Source organism: Stutzerimonas stutzeri (assembly GCF_019090095.1).
Lineage (GTDB): Bacteria > Pseudomonadota > Gammaproteobacteria > Pseudomonadales > Pseudomonadaceae > Stutzerimonas > Stutzerimonas stutzeri_AN.
This window is the reverse complement of sequence record NZ_JAGQFP010000002.1, coordinates 800845-822960: the sequence shown is the minus strand read 5'-3', so window position 1 is coordinate 822960 and position 22116 is coordinate 800845. Positions and strand designations below refer to the sequence as shown.

Annotated in this window: 20 protein-coding genes; 5 read left to right on the top strand and 15 right to left on the bottom strand. The window is 64.9% G+C overall.

Annotation, left to right across the window (positions count from 1 at the left end):
- Nucleotides 1-78: 78 nt before the first annotated feature.
- From KVO92_RS13370 to bioB, 9 genes are all read right to left on the bottom strand, one after another.
- Entirely contained in the window at nucleotides 79-1887 is a 1809-nt protein-coding gene (locus tag KVO92_RS13370) for an acyl-CoA dehydrogenase C-terminal domain-containing protein (protein ID WP_217476114.1), read from the bottom strand.
- Nucleotides 1888-1990: 103 nt separating this feature from the next.
- Nucleotides 1991-3292 (bottom strand): GGDEF domain-containing protein, encoded by a 1302-nt coding sequence (locus tag KVO92_RS13365; RefSeq protein ID WP_254621432.1) that lies wholly within the window; start codon nucleotides 3290-3292, stop codon nucleotides 1991-1993.
- Between the two features lie 156 nt (nucleotides 3293-3448).
- Entirely contained in the window at nucleotides 3449-5254 is a 1806-nt protein-coding gene (locus KVO92_RS13360; protein WP_217476112.1) for a phenylacyl-CoA dehydrogenase, read from the bottom strand.
- A 242-nt stretch (nucleotides 5255-5496) separates the two neighbouring features.
- Complete coding sequence (locus KVO92_RS13355; protein WP_217476111.1) at nucleotides 5497-5751, bottom strand: hypothetical protein; 255 nt, start codon at nucleotides 5749-5751, stop codon at nucleotides 5497-5499.
- Nucleotides 5752-5902: 151 nt separating this feature from the next.
- A complete protein-coding gene (gene bioD, locus KVO92_RS13350) occupies nucleotides 5903-6586 on the bottom strand; it encodes a dethiobiotin synthase (RefSeq protein ID WP_217476110.1) in 684 nt (227 codons plus the stop codon).
- Nucleotides 6583-7407, bottom strand: coding sequence for a malonyl-ACP O-methyltransferase BioC (gene bioC, locus KVO92_RS13345; RefSeq protein ID WP_217476109.1), 825 nt, complete (start codon nucleotides 7405-7407; stop codon nucleotides 6583-6585). Before bioC ends, bioD begins: the two co-directional genes overlap by 4 nt.
- Nucleotides 7404-8126 (bottom strand): alpha/beta fold hydrolase, encoded by a 723-nt coding sequence (locus tag KVO92_RS13340; RefSeq protein WP_217476108.1) that lies wholly within the window; start codon nucleotides 8124-8126, stop codon nucleotides 7404-7406. The genes bioC and KVO92_RS13340 overlap by 4 nt, the downstream gene beginning before the upstream one ends.
- Entirely contained in the window at nucleotides 8119-9300 is a 1182-nt protein-coding gene (gene bioF / locus KVO92_RS13335) for an 8-amino-7-oxononanoate synthase (RefSeq protein WP_217476107.1), read from the bottom strand. The genes KVO92_RS13340 and bioF overlap by 8 nt, the downstream gene beginning before the upstream one ends.
- An 84-nt stretch (nucleotides 9301-9384) precedes the next feature.
- Entirely contained in the window at nucleotides 9385-10440 is a 1056-nt protein-coding gene (gene bioB / locus KVO92_RS13330) for a biotin synthase BioB (protein ID WP_217476106.1), read from the bottom strand.
- Nucleotides 10441-10533: 93 nt separating this feature from the next.
- On the opposite strand from bioB, the gene KVO92_RS13325 reads away from it, so the two are divergent.
- Nucleotides 10534-11241, top strand: coding sequence for a ComF family protein (locus tag KVO92_RS13325; protein ID WP_217476105.1), 708 nt, complete (start codon nucleotides 10534-10536; stop codon nucleotides 11239-11241).
- 65 nt (nucleotides 11242-11306) lie between these two features.
- Nucleotides 11307-12281 carry a serine/threonine protein kinase gene (locus KVO92_RS13320; RefSeq protein WP_217476104.1) on the top strand — a complete coding sequence of 325 codons (975 nt, stop codon included), beginning with the start codon at nucleotides 11307-11309 and terminating at the stop codon, nucleotides 12279-12281.
- Nucleotides 12282-12375: 94 nt separating this feature from the next.
- On the opposite strand, the gene KVO92_RS13315 is transcribed toward KVO92_RS13320, so the two are convergent.
- Complete coding sequence (locus tag KVO92_RS13315; protein ID WP_217476103.1) at nucleotides 12376-13215, bottom strand: 23S rRNA (adenine(2030)-N(6))-methyltransferase RlmJ; 840 nt, start codon at nucleotides 13213-13215, stop codon at nucleotides 12376-12378.
- Between the two features lie 145 nt (nucleotides 13216-13360).
- Here KVO92_RS13315 and KVO92_RS13310 point away from each other — a divergent pair, with 145 nt between their 5' ends.
- Nucleotides 13361-14404 carry an NAD(P)H-dependent flavin oxidoreductase gene (locus KVO92_RS13310; protein WP_217476102.1) on the top strand — a complete coding sequence of 348 codons (1044 nt, stop codon included), beginning with the start codon at nucleotides 13361-13363 and terminating at the stop codon, nucleotides 14402-14404.
- A 93-nt stretch (nucleotides 14405-14497) separates the two neighbouring features.
- On the top strand, nucleotides 14498-14986 hold the full coding sequence (locus tag KVO92_RS13305; protein WP_217476101.1) for a sterol desaturase family protein: 489 nt from the start codon (nucleotides 14498-14500) through the stop codon (nucleotides 14984-14986).
- 16 nt (nucleotides 14987-15002) lie between these two features.
- Here KVO92_RS13305 and KVO92_RS13300 read toward each other — a convergent pair whose 3' ends face one another.
- From KVO92_RS13300 to fni, 5 genes are read right to left on the bottom strand one after another with little or no spacing between them, the layout of a single operon-like run.
- The gene (locus tag KVO92_RS13300; RefSeq protein WP_217476100.1) at nucleotides 15003-15929 is read right to left on the bottom strand and encodes a phytoene/squalene synthase family protein; all 927 of its coding nucleotides are present in this window, start codon (nucleotides 15927-15929) and stop codon (nucleotides 15003-15005) included.
- Nucleotides 15926-17443 carry a phytoene desaturase gene (locus tag KVO92_RS13295; RefSeq protein WP_217476099.1) on the bottom strand — a complete coding sequence of 506 codons (1518 nt, stop codon included), beginning with the start codon at nucleotides 17441-17443 and terminating at the stop codon, nucleotides 15926-15928. The genes KVO92_RS13300 and KVO92_RS13295 overlap by 4 nt, the downstream gene beginning before the upstream one ends.
- On the bottom strand, nucleotides 17440-18606 hold the full coding sequence (gene crtY / locus KVO92_RS13290; RefSeq protein WP_217476098.1) for a lycopene beta-cyclase CrtY: 1167 nt from the start codon (nucleotides 18604-18606) through the stop codon (nucleotides 17440-17442). Before crtY ends, KVO92_RS13295 begins: the two co-directional genes overlap by 4 nt.
- Nucleotides 18599-19888, bottom strand: coding sequence for a glycosyltransferase (locus KVO92_RS13285; protein ID WP_217476097.1), 1290 nt, complete (start codon nucleotides 19886-19888; stop codon nucleotides 18599-18601). Before KVO92_RS13285 ends, crtY begins: the two co-directional genes overlap by 8 nt.
- 43 nt (nucleotides 19889-19931) lie before the next feature.
- Nucleotides 19932-20981 (bottom strand): type 2 isopentenyl-diphosphate Delta-isomerase, encoded by a 1050-nt coding sequence (gene fni, locus KVO92_RS13280; protein WP_217476096.1) that lies wholly within the window; start codon nucleotides 20979-20981, stop codon nucleotides 19932-19934.
- A 124-nt stretch (nucleotides 20982-21105) separates the two neighbouring features.
- Here fni and KVO92_RS13275 point away from each other — a divergent pair, with 124 nt between their 5' ends.
- Nucleotides 21106-22008, top strand: a complete 903-nt coding sequence (locus tag KVO92_RS13275) for a polyprenyl synthetase family protein (protein WP_336512639.1) — start codon at nucleotides 21106-21108, stop codon at nucleotides 22006-22008.
- The last annotated feature ends 108 nt before the right edge of the window (nucleotides 22009-22116 follow it).

The window sequence follows — 22116 nt, the reverse complement described above, 5'->3', positions numbered from 1 at the left end:
ACGGACAGTAGCGAAACGTCATGGGGCTGCAGATAAAAAAGCCCGCGCAAGCGCGGGCTAGTTGTCCTGCCGGAGGGTTCAGAATGCGAACTGATCGGCGGCCAGCTTCATCAGGCTCGCACTCCCCGCCTCGATCGCCGCGCGGTGCGCCGCAGTACGAGGCAGTAGCCGCGAGAAGTAGAACTCGGCCGTAACGAGCTTCGACTGGTAGAAAGCCGCATCATTGCCCGCCTGCTCGAGACGGCTCTGCGCTACCACAGCCATGCGCAACCAGAAGTAACCGAGGATCAGGTAACCGCAGTACATCAGGTAGTCGACCGACGCGGCGCCCACCTCGTCCGGGTTTTTCATCGCCGCCATGCCGACGCCCTTGGTGATCTCACCCAGGTCACGGTTGAGCCCCGCCAACTGCTCCACGTACTGCTGAAGCTGCGGGTGATCAGCGTTGGCCTCGCAGAACTTGTGCACCCGCTTGGTGAAGCCGAGCATCAGTTTGCCCTGGCTGCCGAGCACCTTGCGGCCCAGCAGGTCGAGCGCCTGGATGCCGTTGGTGCCCTCGTAGATCGGGGCGATACGGCAATCACGCACCAGTTGCTCCATGCCCCATTCGCGAATATAGCCGTGACCGCCGAACACCTGCATGCCGAGGTTGGTCACCTCCAGTCCCGTGTCGGTCATGAAGGCCTTGCAGATGGGTGTCAGGAACGCGAGCAGGTCTTCGGCCTCCTTGCGCTTGCCGGCATCCGGACTGTGGATCTGATCGAGCAGCTGTGCGGTGAAATAGGCCAGCGCCCGGTTGCCTTCGTTGAACGCCTTCATCGTCAGCAGCATGCGCCGGACATCCGGGTGAACGATGATCGGGTCGGCCGGTTTGTCGGGATACTTTGCGCCGGTCAGCGCACGCATCTGCAGCCGCTCGTTGGCGTACTGAATCGCCCCCTGAAAGCTCGCCTCGCCGTTGCACAGCCCCTGCATACCGGTCCCCAGGCGGGCGTGGTTCATCATGGTGAACATGCAGTTGAGGCCTTTGTTCGCCTCGCCGATGAGGAATCCGGTAGCGGCATCGAAGTTGATGACGCAGGTGGCCGACGCCTTGATTCCCATCTTGTGCTCGATGGAGCCGCAGGCGACGCCATTGCGCTCGCCCGCCTCACCAGAGGCATCAGGCAGGCCCTCTGCTGGTAAGAACTTCGGCACGATAAACAGCGAGATGCCCTTGGTACCGGCGGGTGCGTCGGGCAGCTTGGCCAGCACCAGGTGCACGATGTTCTCGCTCATGTCGTGCTCGCCAGCGGAGATGAAGATCTTGGTACCGCTGATCGCGTAGCTGCCATCGGCCTGCGGCACGGCGCGGGTCTTGATGATGCCCAGGTCGGTGCCGCAATGCGGCTCGGTCAGGCACATGGTGCCGGTCCAGCGACCCTCCGTCATCCGGGCCAGGTAGGCCTGTTTCTGCGCCTCGGTGCCGTGGGCACCGATCGCCGCCATCGCGCCGTGGGTCAGTCCCGGATACATGCCAAACGAGGTATTGGCCGAGCCAACCATTTCCCCAATCACCAGGCCCAGCGAGTGCGGCAGACCCTGGCCACCGTACGCCGGATCCGAAGCCAGTCCCATCCATCCGCCGGCGGCATACTGTGCGAAGGCTTCCTTGAAGCCCTTGGGCGTGGTCACCACGCCGCTGTCGAAGTGACAACCTTCTTCGTCGCCAGTGCGGTTCAGCGGTGCAAGCACCTGTTCGCAGAACTTGGCGCCTTCTTCGAGGATTGCGCTGACCATATCCGGCGTCGCCTCCTCGGCACCGTTGGCGGCGTAACTGCCATGGAAGTCGAAGACCTCATCGATCAGGAAGCGCATGTCGCGCAGGGGAGCCTTGTAAGCGGGCATAACGTTCTCCAGTACGGCACCAGCACCGTTGTGCCGGGCACGCTACTGGCTGATCGCCCTGCTCGCCATTACATTGCAAGCGCTGAATGCGGCGCCATAACCGTCAGACGTTAGCGCCGCTGCGCTTGGCCGTGCGCACCGCGCCACGCCGATTGTCGCCGTGCGAGCGAACGCAGTTGCGGCCCGCCCCCTTGGCGCTGTAGAGCGCCTGATCGGCCTGTTTGATGACCTCCTCCGGGCTGCGCTGCGCCAGCGTTCGCTCCGCCACCCCGATGCTGATGGTCACAGAAACCGTCATCGTCGCGCTGGCACCACGACGCTGCCGACCTTGCTCGGCATCCTTGGGCCGGCTGGTCTTGTCGCGTAGATGTAGCGGATACGTCTCCACCGCCCGGCGAACGGCCTCCAGATGCGGTAGGCAATGCGCCAGGTCGCTGCCGGGAAACACCAACGCGAACTCCTCACCGCCATAACGATAGGCGCGCCCACCGCCACCCACCTTGCGCAGGCGACTGGCAACCAGCCGCAGCACCTCGTCGCCGACATCGTGCCCGTGGGTATCGTTGAACGCCTTGAAGCGGTCGACGTCCGCCATCGCAATCACGTACTGCCGGCCCAGGCGTTGCAGCCGCTCGTTCAGCGCGCGGCGCCCGGGCAAGCCGGTCAGTTCGTCGCGAAACGCCATCTGGTAGGCCTCCTGCGCAACTGCAACGACCAATGTCAGCATCATCAGGCTGCTCAACACATTGAGTGCGCCCGGACGGCTGAACACCTGCGGCAGCATCAACAGCAGGCCGACCAGCGCCACAAGCTGAGCCGCATGCACGGGTCGGGCCCGACGCAGGTACTGGAGCAGCAGGCCCAGCAGCGCCAGCAGGAACACCGGATAGGCCAGTTGGATCAATTGCAACCAGTCCGCCTGCAACGAAGGCCAGCGAACCTCAGCCAGCCAGTTGAGCATCGCCTCCGGAAACCGGCGGGCCAATGCGAAGGCCGGTACGACCACGGCGATCATCACCGCCACCCGCGCCAGCCCGTCCTGCAGCAGGTGCGTGCGCTCATGCCACAGCGCAAACAGTCCATACAGCGACGGCAGGAGCAGGCTGCACAGGTGAAAGGTCAGCGCAGCGTCGGGCAGCAGCGCGCCGGTGAGACGGTAGTGATCGACTTGGGTGTCGAGCAGGAAATAGTTCAGGTAGATGACCGCCAGCAGGCAGGTCTCGCGAATCCGCGCATAGGCAATGCAGAAGGCCCCGCCGAGCAACAGCAGGACCGTCGGCAGCACGTTGAACAGCGACGTGAAGAACTCGTTCAGGCTCGGCTGCCGGGCAGCCGCCAGCCCACCGGCAACCAATGCCAGAGGGACGTAGAAATGGCTGAAGCATGCAGGGCTCAAACGAGGCAAGGCGACTCCGGTGTTCGAGCGCTTGAAGATTGAAGGCATTTTGCCTGCATTGACTGGCTTATATCACCCCACCGGAACAAAAAGTGATCAACGGGCCGAGGTCGGGGCGAAAAAAAACCGCTGCCGAAGCAGCGGTTTCTCTGGTTGCGCTGAGCCTTAGTAGGCCAGTTCGAAGTGCGCTTCGTCCATGTCCATCAGGTTGTCCGCACCGGACAGCATGGCCTCGACGTGCGTACGGGTACGCGGCAGGATGCGCTGGAAGTAGAAGCGTGCGGTCTGCACCTTGGCGGTGTAGAAACCGTCTGCGTCTTCGCCAGCGGCAATCTTCTCGGACGCCAGGCGCGCCATGTCGGCCCAGAAATAAGCCAGGCAGGCGTAACCGCAATACATCAGATAATCCACCGAAGCGGCACCGACTTCCTCGCGGTTCTTCATCGCGGCCATGCCGACCTTCATGGTCAGATCGCCCCACTCCTTGTTGAGTTTGGCCAGCGGCTCGACGAACTGCTTGACCGCCTCGTTGCCTTCGTTGGCCTGGCAGAACTTGTGCACGACCTTGGTGAAGCCCTTGAGTGCCTCGCCCTGGGTCATCAACACCTTGCGGCCCAGCAGGTCGAGCGCCTGGATGCCGGTGGTGCCTTCGTACAGGCAGGAGATGCGGCTGTCGCGAACGTTCTGCTCCATGCCCCACTCGGCGATGAAGCCATGGCCGCCGTAGATCTGCACGCCGTGGTTGGCCGCTTCGAAGCCGACTTCGGTCATGAACGCCTTGGCGATCGGGGTGAGGAAAGCCAGCATCGCGTCAGCGGCCTTGCGCTGCTCTTCGTCCTGGCTGCGCTGGACGATATCGACCTGCTTGGCAGCGAAGTAGAGCATTGCGCGGTTGCCTTCGGCGAAGGCCTTCATGGTCAGCAGCATGCGGCGCACGTCCGGATGCACGATAATCGGATCCGCGGCCTTTTCCGGCGCTTTCGGACCGGTCAGCGAGCGCATCTGCAGACGCTCACGCGCGTACTTGATGCCACCCTGGAAACCGATCTCGGCATGGGCCAGGCCCTGCAGAGCAGTACCCAGACGCGCCGTGTTCATGAAGGTGAACATGCAGTTCAGGCCCTTGTTCGGCGGGCCGATCAGGAAGCCGGTGGCGCTGTCGAAGTTCATCACGCAGGTGGCGTTGCCGTGGATGCCCATCTTGTGCTCGATGGAGCCACAAGAGACACCGTTGCGCTCGCCCACGCCGCCTTCGGCGTTCGGCAGGAACTTCGGCACGATGAACAGCGAAATGCCCTTGGTGCCCTGCGGTGCATCGGGCAGGCGAGCCAGCACGATATGGACGATGTTGTCGGCCATGTCGTGTTCGCCAGCGGAAATGAAGATCTTGGTACCCGAGACCTTGTAGCTGCCGTCGGCCTGCGGCTCGGCCTTGGTGCGCAGCATGCCCAGGTCGGTGCCGCAATGCGGTTCGGTCAGGCACATGGTACCGGTCCACTCGCCGGACACCAGCTTGGTCAGGTAGGTCTGCTGCTGCTCGGCGGTACCGTGCTCGTGCAGGGTGTTCATCGCGCCGTGGGACAGGCCCGGGTACATACCCCAGGACCAGTTGGCTTCGCCGACCATTTCGCTGATGGCCATGCCCAGCGATTCCGGCAGGCCCTGGCCGCCATGCTCGACGTCATGGGCCAGGCTCGGCCAGCCGCCTTCGACGAATTGCTGATAAGCCTCTTTGAAGCCGGTCGGCGTCTTCACACCGCTTTCGCTCCAGGTGCAGCCTTCGGTATCGCCTACGCGGTTGAGGGGAGCAATCACCTGCTCACAGAACTTGGCGCCTTCATCGAGAATGGCGTTGACCATGTCCGGAGTGGCGTCCTCACAACCCGGAAGGCTTTGGTAGTGCGCTTCGTAGCCGAGCAGTTCGTCACGTACAAAGCGGATATCGCGCAAGGGGGCCTTGTAGTCAGGCATAGCGTAAACCTCAGCGGTGGGTTCTTGATTCAGGTGACTGGCAGGTCAGCCACGCTTGATTTCGATTGGACCATCCGGCGTTACCCCGGCAGGTCAAACAGGCGTTTGAAACATACGTTTAGGCCTGGACGATGTCAAGCAGCGACCAGGACGCCATTCGTCGGCATCTGAAATAACTATAGGCAGGATTGGTGCGCCCGAACCGGGCGAGGCGGCCGGCCAGAGCGGCCGACCGAAAACAGTCAGGCTTTGGTGTTGATCAGCGTGCCGAGGACTTCGTCGGCCGACTGCAGGAGCCGAGCACCGACATTGGCTTGATGCTCGCCCACTTTCATTTCCACGAGCTGCTCGGTCAGCTTGACGGTATCGGCCACCGCCTGTGAGGTTTCGGCAGCGGGCAGGGTGAGCTCTGCGACGGCAGCGCCGGCTTGCTCAACACGTTGCTGCCCGGCCTGATACGCGCCAAGCCCGGCAGCCAGAAGACTGTTGATTTGCATGGTTGCACTCTCGCAAAGTCACTTGGCCATCATTGAAGCAGAGCCGCTGCGCTGATGCCACTCGCATATCGCTATATACAGGCGCTGCTGGTGCACCGGATGGATCTGAACCGTGCCCGGTACAAGTCCGCTGAGGACACGCGGGCCGTCTTCAAGCCTTGAGTGCCGCCAGGTCTAGATAGCGGGCGATCTCGGCCGGGCTTGCCACCGGCAGACGTGGCACTCGCCCGAGGCAGGGAACTTCGAGCCGCTCATCCAGCGTGGCAAGGTTTTCCTGCAGGCGCGAGGTGGCAGGATCGACGATATTGGCGACCCAGCCCGCCAGCTCGAGCCCGTCGCGCTCGATGGCCTCGGCGCTGAGCAGGGCATGGTTGATACAGCCAAGACGTACCCCAACCACCAGAATGACGGGCAGACCAAGCTCGATCGCGAGGTCCGATAGCGCCTCGCGTCCCGCCAGCGGCACGCGCCAGCCACCTGCGCCCTCCACCAGGCTGAATTGAGCCTGCAATGCCAGCACCTGGCGAACCGGCTCGGCCAGCGCCGCGACCGTCAATTCGACACCTGCTTCGCGGGCGGCCAGATGCGGTGCGATCGCCGGCTCGAAGGCGATCGGGTTGACCTGCTGATAGCGCAGCGGCAGCGTGCATTCGCCGAGCAGTGCCAGCGCGTCACTGTTGCGCAGGCCCTCGGCTGTGACGTCGCAACCGGATGCCACTGGCTTCGCCGCCGCCGTACTGAGCCCAGCCAGACGCGCGGCATGCAGAAGCCCTGCAGCAATGGTGGTCTTGCCGACCTCGGTGTCCGTGCCGGTGACGAAATACGCAGCGGTCATGTCAGCTCCTTGCGCAACACGCCGTACACCACCTGATAGGTCGCCGGAAGCCCGCTCGGCGTCCGGAACCGCTCGTAGGCATCGATCAGTGCGCGAATTCGTGCGCGACCGGTAAGCCCACCCGGACGGCCTGGGTTCAGATTGTGCGCGCCAAGCGCCTTGAGCTCGCTGGTCAGCTGCCGCAGCTCGGCGAAATGCAGCACCTCGGGTTCGACCTCCAGCCGCTCCACTCGCAACCCGCTCGCGGCGCAATGCTGTTGGTAGGCGCTCAGGGGGCGAAAGCGATTCACATGGGCAAAACCGTCCACCGCCTGCCAGCTGTCGCGCAGCTCCTGCAAGGTGCCACTGCACAGACTGCTGAAGGCGAACACACCACCCGGGCGCAGCACCCGCTTCGCCTCGCTCAGCACGCTGGAGAACTCCTCGCACCACTGCAGCGCCAGGCTGGAAAAGACCAGATCCACCGACGCCTCACGCAGCGGCAGGCATTCGGCGTCGCCAGCGATGAACGCGCTCGCCCCACCCTGAGGTCGGGCATGGCGCAGCATGCCTTCGGCGATGTCCAGCGCAACGCCTTCCCCGGCGGGAAATCGGCTCGCCAGGATGCGAGAGAAATGACCGGTACCGCTGCCCAGATCCAGCCAGCGCGCGGGCATCAGGGTTCGCGGCAGCCGCTCGATCAGCGCAGAGCCGACCGTGCGCTGCAATTCGGCCACGGCATCGTAACTGGCGGCCGCGCGGGAAAACGACGCCGCTACCTGACGCTTGTCAGGCAGGCCGTGTTCTTCTTCAGGCGCCATTGCCGCGGCCACTTCGTTCATGAGTCGTCGCCTTTGATGAATGCTGCGATCCTTGCCGCCACATCGTCGGCTCGCTCCAGCGGAAGACCGTGACTGGCGCCCGGCACCAGCTCGGCCAGAATGCCCGGCATCCAACGCTGCAGCGCGGCGCAGGCCGTCGCCGGGACCAAGGCATCGTTCCCGGCGAACAGATGCAGCTGCGGGCCGAAATAGCCATGCAGTGCAGCGCGTCCGTCCAGTTCGGCCAGCAACTGCAGGCCGGCGTCCAGCACCGGCGACGGCAGGTCGGCAAGGCTGACCTGCAGCTGTCTGGCCAGCGTTCGCGGATCGTAGGCACCACGACTGCACAGCGAGCGGAAGCGCTTCAGGGTCTCCTCCGGATCGAGCCTGAACGCCTCATGAAACGCATCGAAAATATCCGGCGCCATGCCCTCCGGCCACTGTGGCCGGGCACGGAAGCAGGGATTGCTGGCCAGGGTGATCAGCCCTCGGCAACTGTCCAGACGTCGCGCGGCGAGCTGGGCGGCCAGCATGCCGCCCAGCGACCAGCCGGCCAGCCAGCTGTCGCGGGGCAGACGACGGTCCAGCGCGTCGAGCCAAGCGTCGGCCTCGGCCAGCTCGGGCAAGGGTTCGATGATGACGTCGAGCGCCGGCGCAAGCTCGGTGAGCGCCTCGCACAAAGGCTGCAACGCCGCCGGGCCAAACGCCCATCCGGGCAGCAAAATCAGCTGATCACGCATCCGCTTCAGGCTCCTCGGCCAATCGATTCCAGCATTCGGCCAGGATATCCAGCAGTTGTTCCACCTGGGCTTCGCTATGCGACGCGCTGAAGGTTACCCGCAACCGCGCACTGCCGGCTGGCACCGTAGGCGGGCGAATCGCGCCGACCAGGATGCCGCGCTCACGCAGCGCCGCAGACAGCGCCAGGGCGCGCTCGCTGCTGCCGACGAGAATCGGCTGGATGGGCGTCGGGCTGTCCATGAGCGTCAGGCCGATCTCGGCCGCGCCCTGACGGAAGCGCGCGATCAGTTTATTCAGATGATCTCGGCGCCAGCCCTCGGTGCGCAGCAGCTCTAGGCTTTTAAGGGTGGCGCAGGCAACCGCCGGTGGCTGGCTGGTCGTATAGATGTACGGCCGGGCGAACTGGATCAAGGTCTCGATCAGCTCCTCGCTGCCCGCGACGAAGGCGCCAGCGGTGCCGAAGGCCTTGCCGAGCGTGCCGACCAGCACCGGCACCTCAGCCATCCCCAGCCCGAAATGCTCGACGATGCCGCCGCCGGTTTTGCCCAACGGACCGAAGCCATGGGCGTCATCGACCATGACCCAGGCGCCTCGGGCGTTTGCGGTGGCGCACAGCGTCGGCAGGTCGGCCAGGTCGCCATCCATGCTGAATACGCCGTCGGTGACGACCAGGGTATTGCCGGTCGCCTTGTCCAGGCGCTTGGCCAGGCTGTCCGCATCGTTGTGCAGGTAACGGGAGAAGCGCGCACCGCTGAGCAGGCCGGCGTCGAGCAGCGAAGCGTGGTTGATGCGGTCTTCGAGCACCGTATCGCCCTGTCCCACCAGCGCCGTGACGGCGGCCAGATTGGCCATATAGCCGGTGGAGAACAACAAGGCTCGCGGCCGGCCGGTGAACGCGGCCAAGGCCTCTTCGAGCTGGTGATGCGGCGTGCTGTGGCCGATGACCAGGTGCGAGGCGCCGCCCCCCACGCCCCAGCGTTCGGCGCCTTGCTGCATGGCGCGGATCACGTCGGGGTGACTGGCCAGGCCAAGGTAGTCGTTGGAGCAGAACTGCAGCAGCGGCCTGCCGTCGACAAGCACCTCGGGGCCTTGCGGCGCCTCGAGCAGCGGCCGCTGGCGGTAAAGGTGTTCGGCGCGGCGCGCGGCGAGGCGGGCGGAAAGATCGAAGGACATAGGCAAGCTCGAAGCGGGAAGCCAGAAGCTGGAAGCAACGCCGAATCGCTTCAAGCTTCCGGCTTCGGGCTTCCAGGTCCGTGTTTACACGGCGGCGTCGTAGAACAGCTTGCTGTCGCGCTGCTCGACCAGCGCCTGCTCGATAGCGGCCTGGTGCACTTCGTCGTCATGCTCTTCGCGCGCTTCGGGCTGGATGCCCAGGCGCTTGAACAGCAGCATGTCCTTGTCAGCTTGCGGGTTGCCAGTGGTCAGCAGCTTCTCGCCATAGAAGATCGAGTTGGCACCGGCGAGGAAGGCCAGGGCCTGCATCTGCTCGTTCATCTGCTCGCGCCCGGCGGACAGGCGAACGTGGGACTTGGGCATCATGATCCGCGCCACGGCGAGCATGCGGATGAAGTCGAAGGGATCGACGTCCTGCTCGTCAGCCAGCGGCGTGCCCTTGACCTTGACCAGCATGTTGATCGGCACCGACTCCGGGTGCTCGGGCAGGTTGGCCAGCTGAATCAGCAGGCCGGCGCGGTCGTTCAGCGACTCGCCCATGCCGAGGATGCCACCGGAGCAGATCTTCATCCCTGCATCGCGGACGTAGCTCAGCGTCTCCAGACGGTCGGCGTAGGTGCGGGTGGTGATGATGTTGCCGTAGAACTCCGGCGAGGTATCGAGGTTGTGGTTGTAGTAATCCAGGCCTGCAGCGGCCAGCGCCTTGGTCTGCTCCTGATCGAGCTTGCCGAGCGTCATGCAGGTTTCCAATCCCATGGCTTTCACGCCCTCGACCATCTTCAGGACGTACGGCATGTCCTTGGCGGACGGGTGTTTCCAGGCGGCGCCCATGCAGAAGCGCGTCGAGCCGATGGCCTTGGCTTCGGCAGCCGCATCGAGCACCTTCTGCACTTCCATCAGCTTTTCTTTATCGAGGCCGGTGTTGTAGTGGCCTGATTGCGGACAGTATTTGCAATCTTCGGGGCAGGCGCCGGTTTTGATCGACAGCAATGTCGAAACCTGAACGCGGTTGGCATCGAAGTGCTGGCGGTGCACGCCTTGAGCCTGGAAGATCAGGTCATTGAAAGGTTGTTCGAAGAGCGCCTTAACCTCGGCGAGGCTCCAGTCGTGACGGGTAACGGAAGCGGTGGTGGCGCTCATAAGCAATCCTTGTAATTAGTAGCGGCTCGGCGGCCTGGCACGGATGCGAAATGGTTAGCCAAGCGCGAGACGCTGTCAACCAGGAAAGGACTCATGGTTTACAACTGGCTAAATATTGAACACCGCTGTTCGCTCTGTGATGAGCGCTGCGAAACAGGGCAATCGATTTGCGCGGCTTGCGAAGCCGAACTGCCCTGGCTGCGCGAGCATTGCGGCCTGTGCGCCCTGCCATTGCCGGCGGCCGGCCTGATCTGTGGCGAATGTCTGAAGCGGCCGCCCGCATTCGGTCAAGTTACCGTCCCGTGGCGCTTCGCCTTTCCCGTAGACGCCCTCATCAGCCGCTTCAAGTATCAAGCGCAATGGCCGCTCGGCCGACTGTTGGCCGAGCAGCTGTCGCACCATTTGCGGCACGCGTTCGACGAAGGCCTGCCCCGTCCCGACGCGCTGGTACCGGTGCCACTGGCACGCCGACGGCTGCGCCAGCGCGGCTTCAACCAGGCGCAGATGCTTGCCGACTGGCTGAGTTCGGCATTGGCCATCCCGGTCGACGCAACGCTCCTACAGCGGGTCCAGGAGACCCAATCACAGCAGGCGCTCGACGCGGCGAGCCGGCGCAAAAACCTGCGTCTGGCGTTCGCCCTGACATGCGAGCGGCCGCTGACCGGACGGCACCTGGCGATCATCGACGACGTGCTCACCACCGGCGCCACCGCCGAAGCCCTGGCGCGTTTGCTCAAGCGGGCCGGCGCCGCGCGCGTGGATGTCTATTGCCTGGCGCGTACCCCCAAGCCCGGCGACTAGCCACGACCTGCGGTTGTGTAAACGCCCCAGTGCAATACACTGGCGACCCGTCCACGGAGCCGACCATGAGCCACCCCTTCGACACACTGACACCTGACCTTGTGCTCGATGCGGTGGAAAGTATCGGCTTCCTCAGCGACGCCCGCGTGCTGGCTTTGAACAGCTACGAAAACCGCGTCTACCAGGTGGGCATCGAGGACGAAACCCCGATCGTGGCGAAGTTCTATCGCCCGGGTCGCTGGAGCAACGAATCCATTCTCGAAGAGCACCAGTTCTCCAAGGAGTTGGCCGATCACGAAATCCCGGTCGTGGCGCCAGTCGAGCGCGATGGCAAGACCCTGTTCGAACATGCCGGTTTTCGCTTCGCGCTTTTTCCCCGCCGTGGTGGTCGCGCGCCGGAGCCGGGCAATCTGGATCAGCTTTACCGCCTCGGCCAGCTCCTGGGTCGCATGCACGCGGTCAGCGCCAGCCGTCCGTTCGAGCATCGCGAAACGCTTGATGCCCAGCATTTTGGCCACCAATCGCTGGCGACGCTGCTCGAAGGCGGCTTCGTGCCCAGGAGCCTGCTCCCCGCGTATGAGTCGGTGGCGCGCGACCTGCTCAAGCGCGTCGATGACGTCTTCGCCCGCACCGATTTCCAGACGATCCGCCTGCATGGCGACTGCCATCCCGGCAACATCCTTGCCCGTGACGATGCGTTTCACCTGGTCGATCTGGACGACTGCCGTATGGGCCCGTCGGTACAGGACATCTGGATGATGCTGGCCGGTGAACGTCATGAGCGGCTCGGGCAGTTGTCCGAACTGGTGGATGGCTACAGCGAATTCCACGACTTCGCCCCGCGCGAACTGCCGCTGATCGAAGCCCTGCGCGCGTTGCGCCTGATGCATTACAGCGCCTGGCTGGCCCGCCGCTGGGATGACCCGGCCTTCCCGATGAGCTTTCCCTGGTTCGGCACCGAACGCTACTGGGGCGATCAGGTGCTGATCCTCCGTGAACAGATGTCGGCCCTGCAGGAAGAGCCGCTGAAGCTTTTCTAGCGCTGAAGGCTGCTGGCGATAGGACAGTCTGCACCGGCCACGCCACGTAGGGTGGATCACGCTTCACCGATCCACCAAAGGCGTCACTCAGTCGTTACTTCTCTTCCACCAACCAATCCAACCGCCAGCCGCCCTCGCTCTGGCCCAGCAGCCTGGCCAGCCAGGGCAGCAGCTCGCGCAGTTCCTCCTCAAGCCCCCACGGCGGATTGCTGATGGCAAGACCCGAGCCGTTCAGGCGCAGGGCCTCGCCGGTGGGGTGGACGAACAGCTCGGCGCGCAGCAGCTTGGGTGCGCCGCTGCGCGACAGGTCCTGATAGAACCGCTTGAGCTGACGCTCATCCTTGATCGGATACCAGATCACGCCGATGGTCTGACGCATCCGCCCCAGCGCCTCACCCAGGGCCTGTACGCAACGGCTCAGCTCGTCGGCCTTTTCGAAAGGCGGATCGATCAGCAGGACGACGCGCTTTTCGGCGGTCGGCATCAAGGCGCGCGGCACGTGCCAGCCTTCGCCCAGATGCACCGCGACTCGGCGATCGCCGGCCATGTTGTCTTTGAGTAGCCGGCCGTCTTCCGGATGCTTCTCGTTGAGCTGCAGGCGATCCTGCGGGCGCGTCAGCCGACGCGCCAGCTCGGGTGAGCCGGGGTAGTAACGCAGCGTGCCGTCCGGGTTAAGCGCACGGATCACGTCCAGATACCCCTGCGCGATCGCCGGCACCTCCTCTGCCTGCCACAGGCGTGCAATCCCCTGCAGCCATTCGCCGGTGCGGCTGGCCTGATCGCCTGCGAGGTCATACAGGCCGACGCCGGCATGGCTGTCGAGATAGGCCAGCGGCGCCTCCTTGCGAGCCAGCATCGCGAACAGACGGGACAATACGAGGTGTTTGAAGACGTCGGCGTGATTGCCGGCGTGGAAAGCGTGGCGGTAGTTCATCGGGTACTCCTGAAGTGCGCACAGTCTAACTGCGCGACGCCGCGATTCGCAGGGGGCCGGCGAATCGCGGCGCAACCTCGTGTGCAAATCCGCGACAAACGGCTGCTACAGTCTGTAGCTCTGCCCAACCGATCAAGGAGTACCGATGGACATCCGCGCCCTTTTCGAGATCAGCTTGCCCGTGATCCAGGCCCCGATGGCCGGCTCACAGAACCATCGGCTCGCGGCGGCGGTATCCGAGGCCGGCGGGCTGGGCTCGATTCCCGCCGGCATGCTCAACGCCGAAACACTCGACGCCGAACTGAGCGCCATCACAGCACTTACGCGCAGACCCTATAACCTGAACTTCTTCTGCCATCGAACGCCTGTCGAGGACCCGGCACGCACCGAGGCCTGGCTGGCGTTACTGGCGCCCTACCTGAAAGAGCTGGAAATCGACCCGGCGAGCATCCCCAGCGGGGCGACTCGCAAACCGTTCGATGCCGCGATGGCCGAGGTGGTGGAGCGCCATCGCCCGCCGGTGGTCAGCTTCCATTTCGGCCTGCCGGCGCCGGACCTGCTACAGCGGGTCAAAGCGACCGGTGCGAAGATCCTTTCCAGCGCCACGACGCTTGAGGAAGGCCGCTGGCTGCAGGCGCAGGGCGTCGATGCGGTGATTGCCCAGGGCGTCGAAGCCGGCGGGCATCGCGGCATGTTTCTCAGCGAAGACATCGACGGTCAGCTGGGCACCTTCGCCTTGCTGCCGCAGCTCGTCGCCGCGTTGGACGTGCCGGTGATCGCCGCCGGTGGGATTGCCGATGCTCGCGGCGTATCCGCCGCGCAGGCACTTGGCGCAGCGGGGGTGCAGGTTGGCACGGCGTACCTGTTATGCGACGAAAGCCGCGCCAGCCCATTGCACCGCCAGGCCCTGCAGAGCCCGGATGCCGAGCACACCGTATTGACCACCCTGTTCTCCGGCCGGCCCGCGCGGGGCATCGTCAATCGCCTCATGCGCGAACTGGGTGCCCGACCCAGCGCCGTGCCGGCGTTTCCGCTGGCAGGCAATGCCATCGGCAGCCTGCGCGCCACCGCCGAGCCCCAGGGCATCGATCACTTTTCACCGCTCTGGGCGGGGCAAAACGTCAGCGGATGCCAGCCGATTCCGGCGGCACGGCTGACCGAAGCGCTGGCGGCCGGCTGGAACCGTTAAGCGACAACGAGCGCCGCGCCAAGCGTCGGAGCCAGGTTCATTGTGGCGACGCAGCGCGTAAACTGGCGCGACCTGCAGACGAACGGATCGGACATGACCGTGCTGACCAACACCCTGGTATTTCTAGCCACCCTGGCCGGCATGGAACTGTTCGCCTGGTGGGCGCACAAGTACGTGATGCATGGCTGGGGCTGGGGCTGGCACCGGTCGCACCATGAGCCGCGCACGGGTTGGTTCGAAAAGAACGACCTGTATGCCGTGGTGTTCGCCGGCGTCGCGATCGGGCTGATCGCCCTCGGCACCGCCGGCTATCACCCGCTGGAATGGATCGGCGCCGGGATGACGGCCTACGGCTTTCTCTACTTTGTCGCCCATGACGGGCTGGTGCATCACCGCTGGCCGCTGCGCTACGTGCCGCGCAACGGTTATCTCAAGCGGCTGTACCAGGCGCACCGCCTGCATCATGCGGTCGAGGGCAAGGAGCGCTGCGTGTCCTTTGGCTTTCTCTACGCGCCGCCGCTGCCGGTGCTCAAGCAGCAGCTGCGCGAGCTGCACGATGGGCCGTTGCGCAAGAAGAATTAGGGTTTGTTGACCCTACCTAGCGAGGGCGATTCCAAAGATCGTCAGGACGCGGCCTGACCTGCATCCGCCGCGAGGCCAGCGCCAGCACGCCGCCGCCGAGGAGGAACTGCAGCTTCTGCGCTTTGCTGGTCGACACCCGCGCATCCCAGGCCGCTGCGCCGCGCGCTTTCACCTCGACGCCGATTTGCCGGTAGACACCGTGAGCCGTGGCAATCGACCAGGCCGAGCGCAGCGGTAGATCGCGCAAGCCCTGCGAGGCCGACTGATAGTAAGGTTCGGCCAGGTCTACCAGCCGCGCCGCCAGGGTCGCCAGAGCCCCGCGATGCTGCGCAGAGGCGACCTCGTCAGCCGGGACACCCGCCTCCGCGAGCCACTCAGCCGGCAGATAGACGCGACCGATCTCGGCGTCCTCGACAATGTCGCGCGCGATATTGGTGAGCTGGAATGCCAGCCCGAGATCGCAGGCCCGGTCCAGCGTCGCTTCCGCTTCGGCGCCCATGACCTTTGCCATCATCAGGCCCACCACGCCAGCGACGCGGTAGCAGTACAGCAGCGTGTCGTCGAGGGTTTGGTAACAGTAGTCCTGCACATCCATGCGGAAGCCCGCCAGATGCTCCAGCGGATGGGCCTTGGGAATCCGATGGCGCCGAATCACCTGTTGGAAGGCGGCGAAAGCCGGGTCGCGCATCGGCTCGCCGGCGTAGGCACGCTCGGTGAGGTCCACCAGCTCGGCCAGGCGTGCCTCTCCGGTGGAGCGGTCGCCCTCGACCTGCCCATGTCCAAGCGTCTGACCATCGATCACGTCATCGCAGTGCCGGCACCAGGCGTAGAGCATCACCGCGCTCTGGCGCGTGCGTTCGTCGAACAGCTTGGCCGCCGCGGCAAAGCTCTTGGAGCCGAGGTTGATCGCCTGCGTCGACTGGTCGATGACCTGATCGTTCATCCGGCCCGCTCCTGCGACATGAAGTCCTCCAGCATCAGCCCGGCCGTGGCCTTGGCCGACCCCACGACACCCGGCACACCGGCACCGGGATGCGTGCCGGCACCGACGATATAGAGGTTGGGAATCACGTCATCGCGGTTGTGGGTGCGGAACCAGGCGCTCTGGGTGAGGATCGGCTCCAGCGAGAACGCCGAGCCCAAATGGGCATTGAGCTCGTCGCGGAAATCGAACGGCGTGAAGATGCGGTGGGTCACCAGATCCTCACGCAGCCCGGGCATGTAGTGCCGCTCGAGGTATTCGAAGATGCGATCGCGGTACTTGGGCCCCTCTTCCGCCCAGTCGATATCCGCGGTGCCCAGATGCGGCACCGGTGCCAGCACGTAATGACTGGCACAGCCTTCCGGCGCCAGCGAGGGGTCGGTGACGCAGGGCGCATGCAGGTAGAGGGAGAAGTCATCGGCCAGGGTCTCGCGCTTGAAGATCTCATCGATCAGCTCGCGGTAGCGCGGCCCGAAGCACACCGTGTGGTGCTGCAGATGCTCATGACGACGCTTGAGGCCGAAATGAATCACGAACAAGGACATGGAGAAGCGTTTGCCGGAGAGCCGTTTGGCCTCGTCACGACCGCGTTGCTCATGGCCGAGCAGCTGCTTGTAGGTGTTCACCACATCGGCATTCGAAGCCACCGCATCGGTGTCGAAGCGACGGCCATCGCCGGTGATTACCGCGCTCGCCTTGCCCCCGGCCAGCTCGATGCGCGCCACCTCGGCATTCAGCTCCAGCTTGCCGCCCAGGTCCTCGAACAGCCTGACCATCCCCTGCACCAGCGCCCCGGTGCCACCGCGTGGAAACCAGACGCCGCCCTGTCGCTCCAGAGCGTGGATCAACGCATAGATCGATGAGGTTTCGAAGGGATTGCCGCCGACTAACAGGGAATGGAACGACAGCGCCTGGCGCAGGTGCTCGTTCTCCACGAAGCTCGACACCATGCTGTACACGTTGCGCCAGGCCTGCAGTTTGGCCAGCTGCGGCGCGACGCCGATCATGCTGCGGAACGACAGGAAAGGCACCGTGCCGAGCTTGACGTAACCTTCCTCGTACACCGCACGGGAATAGGCGAGAAAGCGCTGGTAGCCGGCGACATCCTTCGGGTTCAGCGCATGGATCTGCTTGTCCAGCTCGGCCTGATCGTTGACGTAGTCGAAGCTGTAGCCGTCTTCCCAGCACAGCCGATAAAAGGGGCTGACCGGCAGCAGCTCGACGTAGTCCGCCATGCGCTTGCCGGCGCCAGTGAACAGTTCATCCAATGCGGGCGGATCGGTGATGACCGTTGGCCCGGCGTCGAAGGTGAAGCCCTGATCGTGATAGACGTACGCACGGCCGCCCGGTTTGTCGCGCTTCTCCAGTACCGTGGTCTGGATACCGGCGCGCTGCAGCCGAATGGCCAGCGCCAGCCCGCCGAAGCCGGCCCCAATCACCACCGCCCGTTTCACAGCGCCAGTTGCCTCGTTCATCGTTTGTCCTTGTGGTGCAGATTGCCGGCTGCCAGCGCACGAAGCGCTTCGCCCACCGGCACGGGAGGTTTGCCCGAGACGATGCGCAAGCGGTCCCAGGTGGTCAGGTCTGCTGCGTAGAAGCGCTGGATCAGCGATTCGCGCAAACGGTAGAAGCGCTGCATGACCGCCCAGCGGCGATCGGCCGGACCGGCCATGAACAGCATGCGATTGAGCAATCGGAAAAACCCACGCTGCCGCCACTGCAGCATCGAGTAATCACGGATTGCCGCGAACAGGCTGTCGGCATCCCAGCGGTCCAGCGCGACCAGATGATCGGCCAGACGCACCGCGTCCGGCAGGGAATAGCCGGTGGTGGGATGGAATAGCGCGGCCGACAGGCCCGTCTGCGGTACGCCACGCACCTCGTCCCAGAACGCCGGCAGGTCGCCCGACAGCACGATGGGCAGTACGCCCTGTTCCTCGCGCAGCGTTTCGGCGATGCGCCAGCCGTGCGCCTCGGCGTAGCGCCGGATGTTGCCCCGCAAGGTGTCCGGCGCAACGGCATCGCCGTCGGCGTAATAGGTGTCCTCGATCAGCAGAGTATCGGCGCTGAGCGGCAGCACATAGACGAATCGGTAGCCATCCTGCTGCGCGACACTGGCGTCCATGATGATCGGCTCCCGCAAGCCATGCGGCGTGTCCAGGCGCAGCTCCTGCCCGAGAAATTTCTGGAAGCCCAGCGCCAGTTGCTCGGTCCGGCGCACGCCGCGCCCATCGATTACCGCCCCGGCTCGCAACACCCCGCCCGAGCCCAGTCGAACCTGTCGCGGCTCAACCTGGGCAACGGTCGTGTTCAGGCGCACGCCATCAGCCAGCTCGGACACCAGCAGCTGATGGAATCGATTGGAAAACAGGCTGGCGTAGCCACTGCCCAGCCGGCGTCGAAGGTCCGGGAAAATAACCTGGTAGCCAGGCCAGCGATGTTCCACCAAGGGCGCCAGCCAGGCGTGCTGGGCGGGTGTCAGATCATGTTGGTGAAACGACCAGGTGTGGTTGCCGCCGAGGGTTTCGCCCTGCTCGATGATCAGCAACCGCAAATCCGGACGCGCCTGGCGCACACGCAGGGCCAGCAGCCCGTTGGCCAGACCGCCGCCGACCAGTATCAGGTCCGCATCAACCATGTTCGACCCTCGGCAAGGTGGGCGATGCCGTTGCGAGCGCCGCCTCGATCAACTGCGCCGCCAGCGGGGCACCACCAGCGGCGCGCACCTCGTCGCCCAATGCCTTGGCGCGCTGGGCAAAGCTAGGGTCGCGCAGCAGGCGTCGCAGCCCCTGCACGATGCGGCGACGACCGGCCAAGCGCGGATCGAGCTTCAAACCGACACCGGCATGCACCACCCGTGCGGCAACGCCGGGCTGATCGAAGGCGATGGGCAGCGCCAGACTCGGCACTCCGGCTTCCAGCGCGTCGAGTACGGTGTTGAGTCCGGCATGGGTGACCACGGCATCCGCTCGCGCCAGCACCGCACGCTGCGGCGCGAAGTCAGTGACCCAGCTGGCGCCGGCCTCGAGCAATCGTCGTGCTCGCGCGGTATCGAGACGACCGCAATGGGCGATCAGCAATTGCACATCCAGCTCGCGACAGGCCCCGGCGATCCGCTGGAACAGGCCGAACCGATCGCCCTGCAACGTGCCCAGCGAGGCGAAGACGAATGGCCGGCCGGTCGCGACCGGAATATCCATCGGCGGCTCCTCGCTCAGCGCCGAGCGCAGAGGGCCGACGCCGTGAAAATGCTCGGGGAGCGAGGTACGCGGAAAATCGAAACCGGCGGTCGTCTGGCTCAGTTGCAGCAACGGTGACAGGCATTCATCGAGGCGCTGGCGAGGCGGCAGGCCGAACGCCGCAGCATGGCGCGCGATGACCGCGGCGTGCGCTTGCATGGCCCGGTCGTAGACACCACTGCTGTGCAGGTTCAGCTGCTCGCCCCAAGGCGTCGGGCGATAGCGCCAGGGCATGACCGGCAGCGGCACCCGCGCTTCGCGATTGACCGGCAAGGCGCAGGCGACCGACACGAACGGGAGCCCGAGGTAATCCGCCACAAGCCCACCGGCCGGCTCCATCTGGTCGGCGATGATGCAATCAGCACCGAGGGCGCGCAGCACGGCGGGCGCGTCTCGGCAGAACATTTCGGTCGCCGCGGCCATATCGGCGATCACCCGGCGTATCCCCCATGGCCCGCCAGGGCGCGCGGCACGCTGGATCACCGCCTGGAGCGAGCCAGACGGATGCGAGCCCGCGCCGACCTGGGCAAAACCCAGGCGAGGGTCGCGCAGCAGCGCAGCAACATCGGCCTGCTGCACGACGGCCACTCGATGACCACGGGCGAGCAATTGTCCGGCAATCGCTTCCATGGCGCGCAGATGGCTCAGAAACGGCGGCGAAATCACGGCGAAGTGCATCATCGAGCAACGTCCGTCCAACCAGCGGCACCGCGCAGCGCGCGCATCAGAGGCTATTCGGGTCGAAGGCCGGCAACAGCGGCGCTCGCGTCAGTGCCGCCAGATCAGCCGACCCCGTGCAGAAACAGGCGATGCGAAGTTGCTGGATCATCACCTGGAAATGATCGATGACCGCCTGGGGGCCGAGCAGCGCCGCATCCAGCACGCCGGCGGCCTGACCGACCAGATCGGCGCCGAGGCGAATCGCCTTCGCGACATCGATGCCGTCACGAATCCCGCCCGAGGCGATCAAACGCGCCCCAGGGCAGGCCCGACGCACCGAGGCGATCGCCTGCGCGCTGGGAATGCCCCAGCCGGCGAACGCCTGGGCGATGGCGCGTTGTTGGGGGTCGGGCTGTCGCTCGGCTTCGACGGCCGCCCAGCTAGTGCCCCCCGCCCCGGCGACGTCGATGACCGCGACCCCGGCATCAAGCAGTTGCTGCGCCACCCTCGGCGATATCCCCGCGCCGACCTCCTTGGCCACCAGCGGCACCGGCAGGCGCGTCGCCAGGGCTTCGACCGCTCGCAGCACGCCGCGCCAGTCCCGGTCGCCGCCCAGTTGCACGGCTTCCTGTAACGGATTGAAATGAATAATCAAGGCGTCGGCCTCGATCATGTCGACCGCGCGCTGCGCCTGCTCCAGGCCATAACCGGCCACCAGCTGAGCGGCACCGAGATTGGCCAGCAGCGCAATGTTCGGAGCGAGTTGGCGCAGCTGCCGCGTAAGTCCTTGATCGGCACCTGTTTCCAGCGCGATGCGCTGCGAGCCGACACCCAGCGCGATACCCAGCGCTTCGGCGGCTTCGGCCAGGTTGCGGTTGATCTGCGTGGCCCGCGCCGCGCCGCCCGTCATCGAGCTGATCAGCAGTGGCGCTGCCAAACGCCGATCAAAAAGCCTCACCCCGATGTCGATATCGTCCAGACGCAGTTCCGGCAAGGCGCAGTGCTCGAATGTCAGGGCGTCATATCCCGCATTCACCGTTGAGCCAGCGCGATGAGGGTCCAGCACGATATCCAGATGATCGTTCTTACGTCCCGCAATCATTTCGTTGTTCATGCAGCGCCTCGCTCGATGACCTTATGTTGACGAATGTGGTCATTAAAAGTGCCAGACCTGTACATGTCTCTACATAATGTACAAGATCTGTCACGATTTTAAGAGTCCGACCCAGGAGGTCACCGTGGCCACTGCCTTGCCCGACATGCAACACGTCTTCGACCAGACGATCAGCGCGTTACGCACGCAAATTGACGATAGGCTCGACGCGTGGCTGCCGCAGACGCCATTGCCGGACGTACTCGCTGCCGCGATGCGCGACGGCACCCTCGCCCCGGGCAAGCGGATCCGTCCGCTGCTGCTGATGCTGGCGCTCAAGGACCTGCAGGATGAGGCCGCCACGAGCGTCGGGCTGGATCTGGCCTGCGCGCTGGAAATGGTGCATGCCGCCTCGCTGTTTCTCGATGATCTGCCGTGCATGGACAACGCCGAGATGCGCCGCGGCAGGCCCACGATCCATCGGCAGTACGGCGAGGATGTGGCCGTTCTGGGCTCGGTGGCGCTGCTCAGCCATGCCTTCAACATAGCCGCGTCCACCCAGGGCATCACGGCGGAAGTCCGTATCCAGTTGGTGCAGCTACTTGCCCAAGCGACCGGCTCGCAAGGCTTGAGCCGCGGGCAGTTGCACGATCTGCGCGAAGGCAAGCATGCACGGCCGCTCGAGGCCATAACCCAGACCAATTGCCTGAAGACCTGCCCGCTGTTCACCGCTGCGGTGGGATTCGCCGCGCTGCTGGCCGGCGCCAACGCAACCTGCACCTATCACCTCAACGCCTATGCCACCGAGTTGGGCCAGGCGTTCCAGCTGCTCGACGACCTTGCCGACGGGTTGAGTGCGCAGCAGATCGGCAAGGACTCAGGCAAGGATTCAGGCAAAAGCACCGTGATCGCGCTGCTGGGCCGGGACGCCGCGCGCCAACGCATAGACGCGCACCTGGCCAGTGCCGGACGACACCTGGTCGACGCGGGTATCGGTGGTGGCCAGCTGGCCCAGCTGCTCGGCTACTTCTGCTCAAGGCCACACTGAACCGGCCCAGACAAGGCCTAGAAGACAACTGTGTGTCGCTTTATCACTCGAATGTATGGTGCTAGGCATCGGTCTCGGCGGCTCCTTAGACTCGCCCGTATAACACCG

Bases quoted from the DNA above. Each gene is read 5' to 3' on its own strand.
- KVO92_RS13310 (WP_217476102.1), top strand. From the start codon at position 13,361: ATGGACATCCGCGCCCTTTTCGAGATCAGCTTGCCCGTGATCCAGGCC.
- KVO92_RS13300 (WP_217476100.1), bottom strand. From the start codon at position 15,929: ATGAACGATCAGGTCATCGACCAGTCGACGCAGGCGATCAACCTCGGC.
- bioD (WP_217476110.1), bottom strand. From the start codon at position 6,586: ATGACCGCTGCGTATTTCGTCACCGGCACGGACACCGAGGTCGGCAAG.
- KVO92_RS13320 (WP_217476104.1), top strand. From the start codon at position 11,307: ATGAGCCACCCCTTCGACACACTGACACCTGACCTTGTGCTCGATGCG.
- KVO92_RS13295 (WP_217476099.1), bottom strand. From the start codon at position 17,443: ATGAACGAGGCAACTGGCGCTGTGAAACGGGCGGTGGTGATTGGGGCC.
- KVO92_RS13355 (WP_217476111.1), bottom strand. From the start codon at position 5,751: ATGCAAATCAACAGTCTTCTGGCTGCCGGGCTTGGCGCGTATCAGGCC.
- KVO92_RS13315 (WP_217476103.1), bottom strand. From the start codon at position 13,215: ATGAACTACCGCCACGCTTTCCACGCCGGCAATCACGCCGACGTCTTC.
- KVO92_RS13305 (WP_217476101.1), top strand. From the start codon at position 14,498: ATGACCGTGCTGACCAACACCCTGGTATTTCTAGCCACCCTGGCCGGC.
- fni (WP_217476096.1), bottom strand. From the start codon at position 20,981: ATGAACAACGAAATGATTGCGGGACGTAAGAACGATCATCTGGATATC.
- KVO92_RS13370 (WP_217476114.1), bottom strand. From the start codon at position 1,887: ATGCCCGCTTACAAGGCTCCCCTGCGCGACATGCGCTTCCTGATCGAT.
- KVO92_RS13340 (WP_217476108.1), bottom strand. From the start codon at position 8,126: ATGCGTGATCAGCTGATTTTGCTGCCCGGATGGGCGTTTGGCCCGGCG.
- KVO92_RS13360 (WP_217476112.1), bottom strand. From the start codon at position 5,254: ATGCCTGACTACAAGGCCCCCTTGCGCGATATCCGCTTTGTACGTGAC.
- KVO92_RS13285 (WP_217476097.1), bottom strand. From the start codon at position 19,888: ATGATGCACTTCGCCGTGATTTCGCCGCCGTTTCTGAGCCATCTGCGC.
- crtY (WP_217476098.1), bottom strand. From the start codon at position 18,606: ATGGTTGATGCGGACCTGATACTGGTCGGCGGCGGTCTGGCCAACGGG.
- KVO92_RS13325 (WP_217476105.1), top strand. From the start codon at position 10,534: ATGGTTTACAACTGGCTAAATATTGAACACCGCTGTTCGCTCTGTGAT.
- bioC (WP_217476109.1), bottom strand. From the start codon at position 7,407: ATGAACGAAGTGGCCGCGGCAATGGCGCCTGAAGAAGAACACGGCCTG.
- bioF (WP_217476107.1), bottom strand. From the start codon at position 9,300: ATGTCCTTCGATCTTTCCGCCCGCCTCGCCGCGCGCCGCGCCGAACAC.
- bioB (WP_217476106.1), bottom strand. From the start codon at position 10,440: ATGAGCGCCACCACCGCTTCCGTTACCCGTCACGACTGGAGCCTCGCC.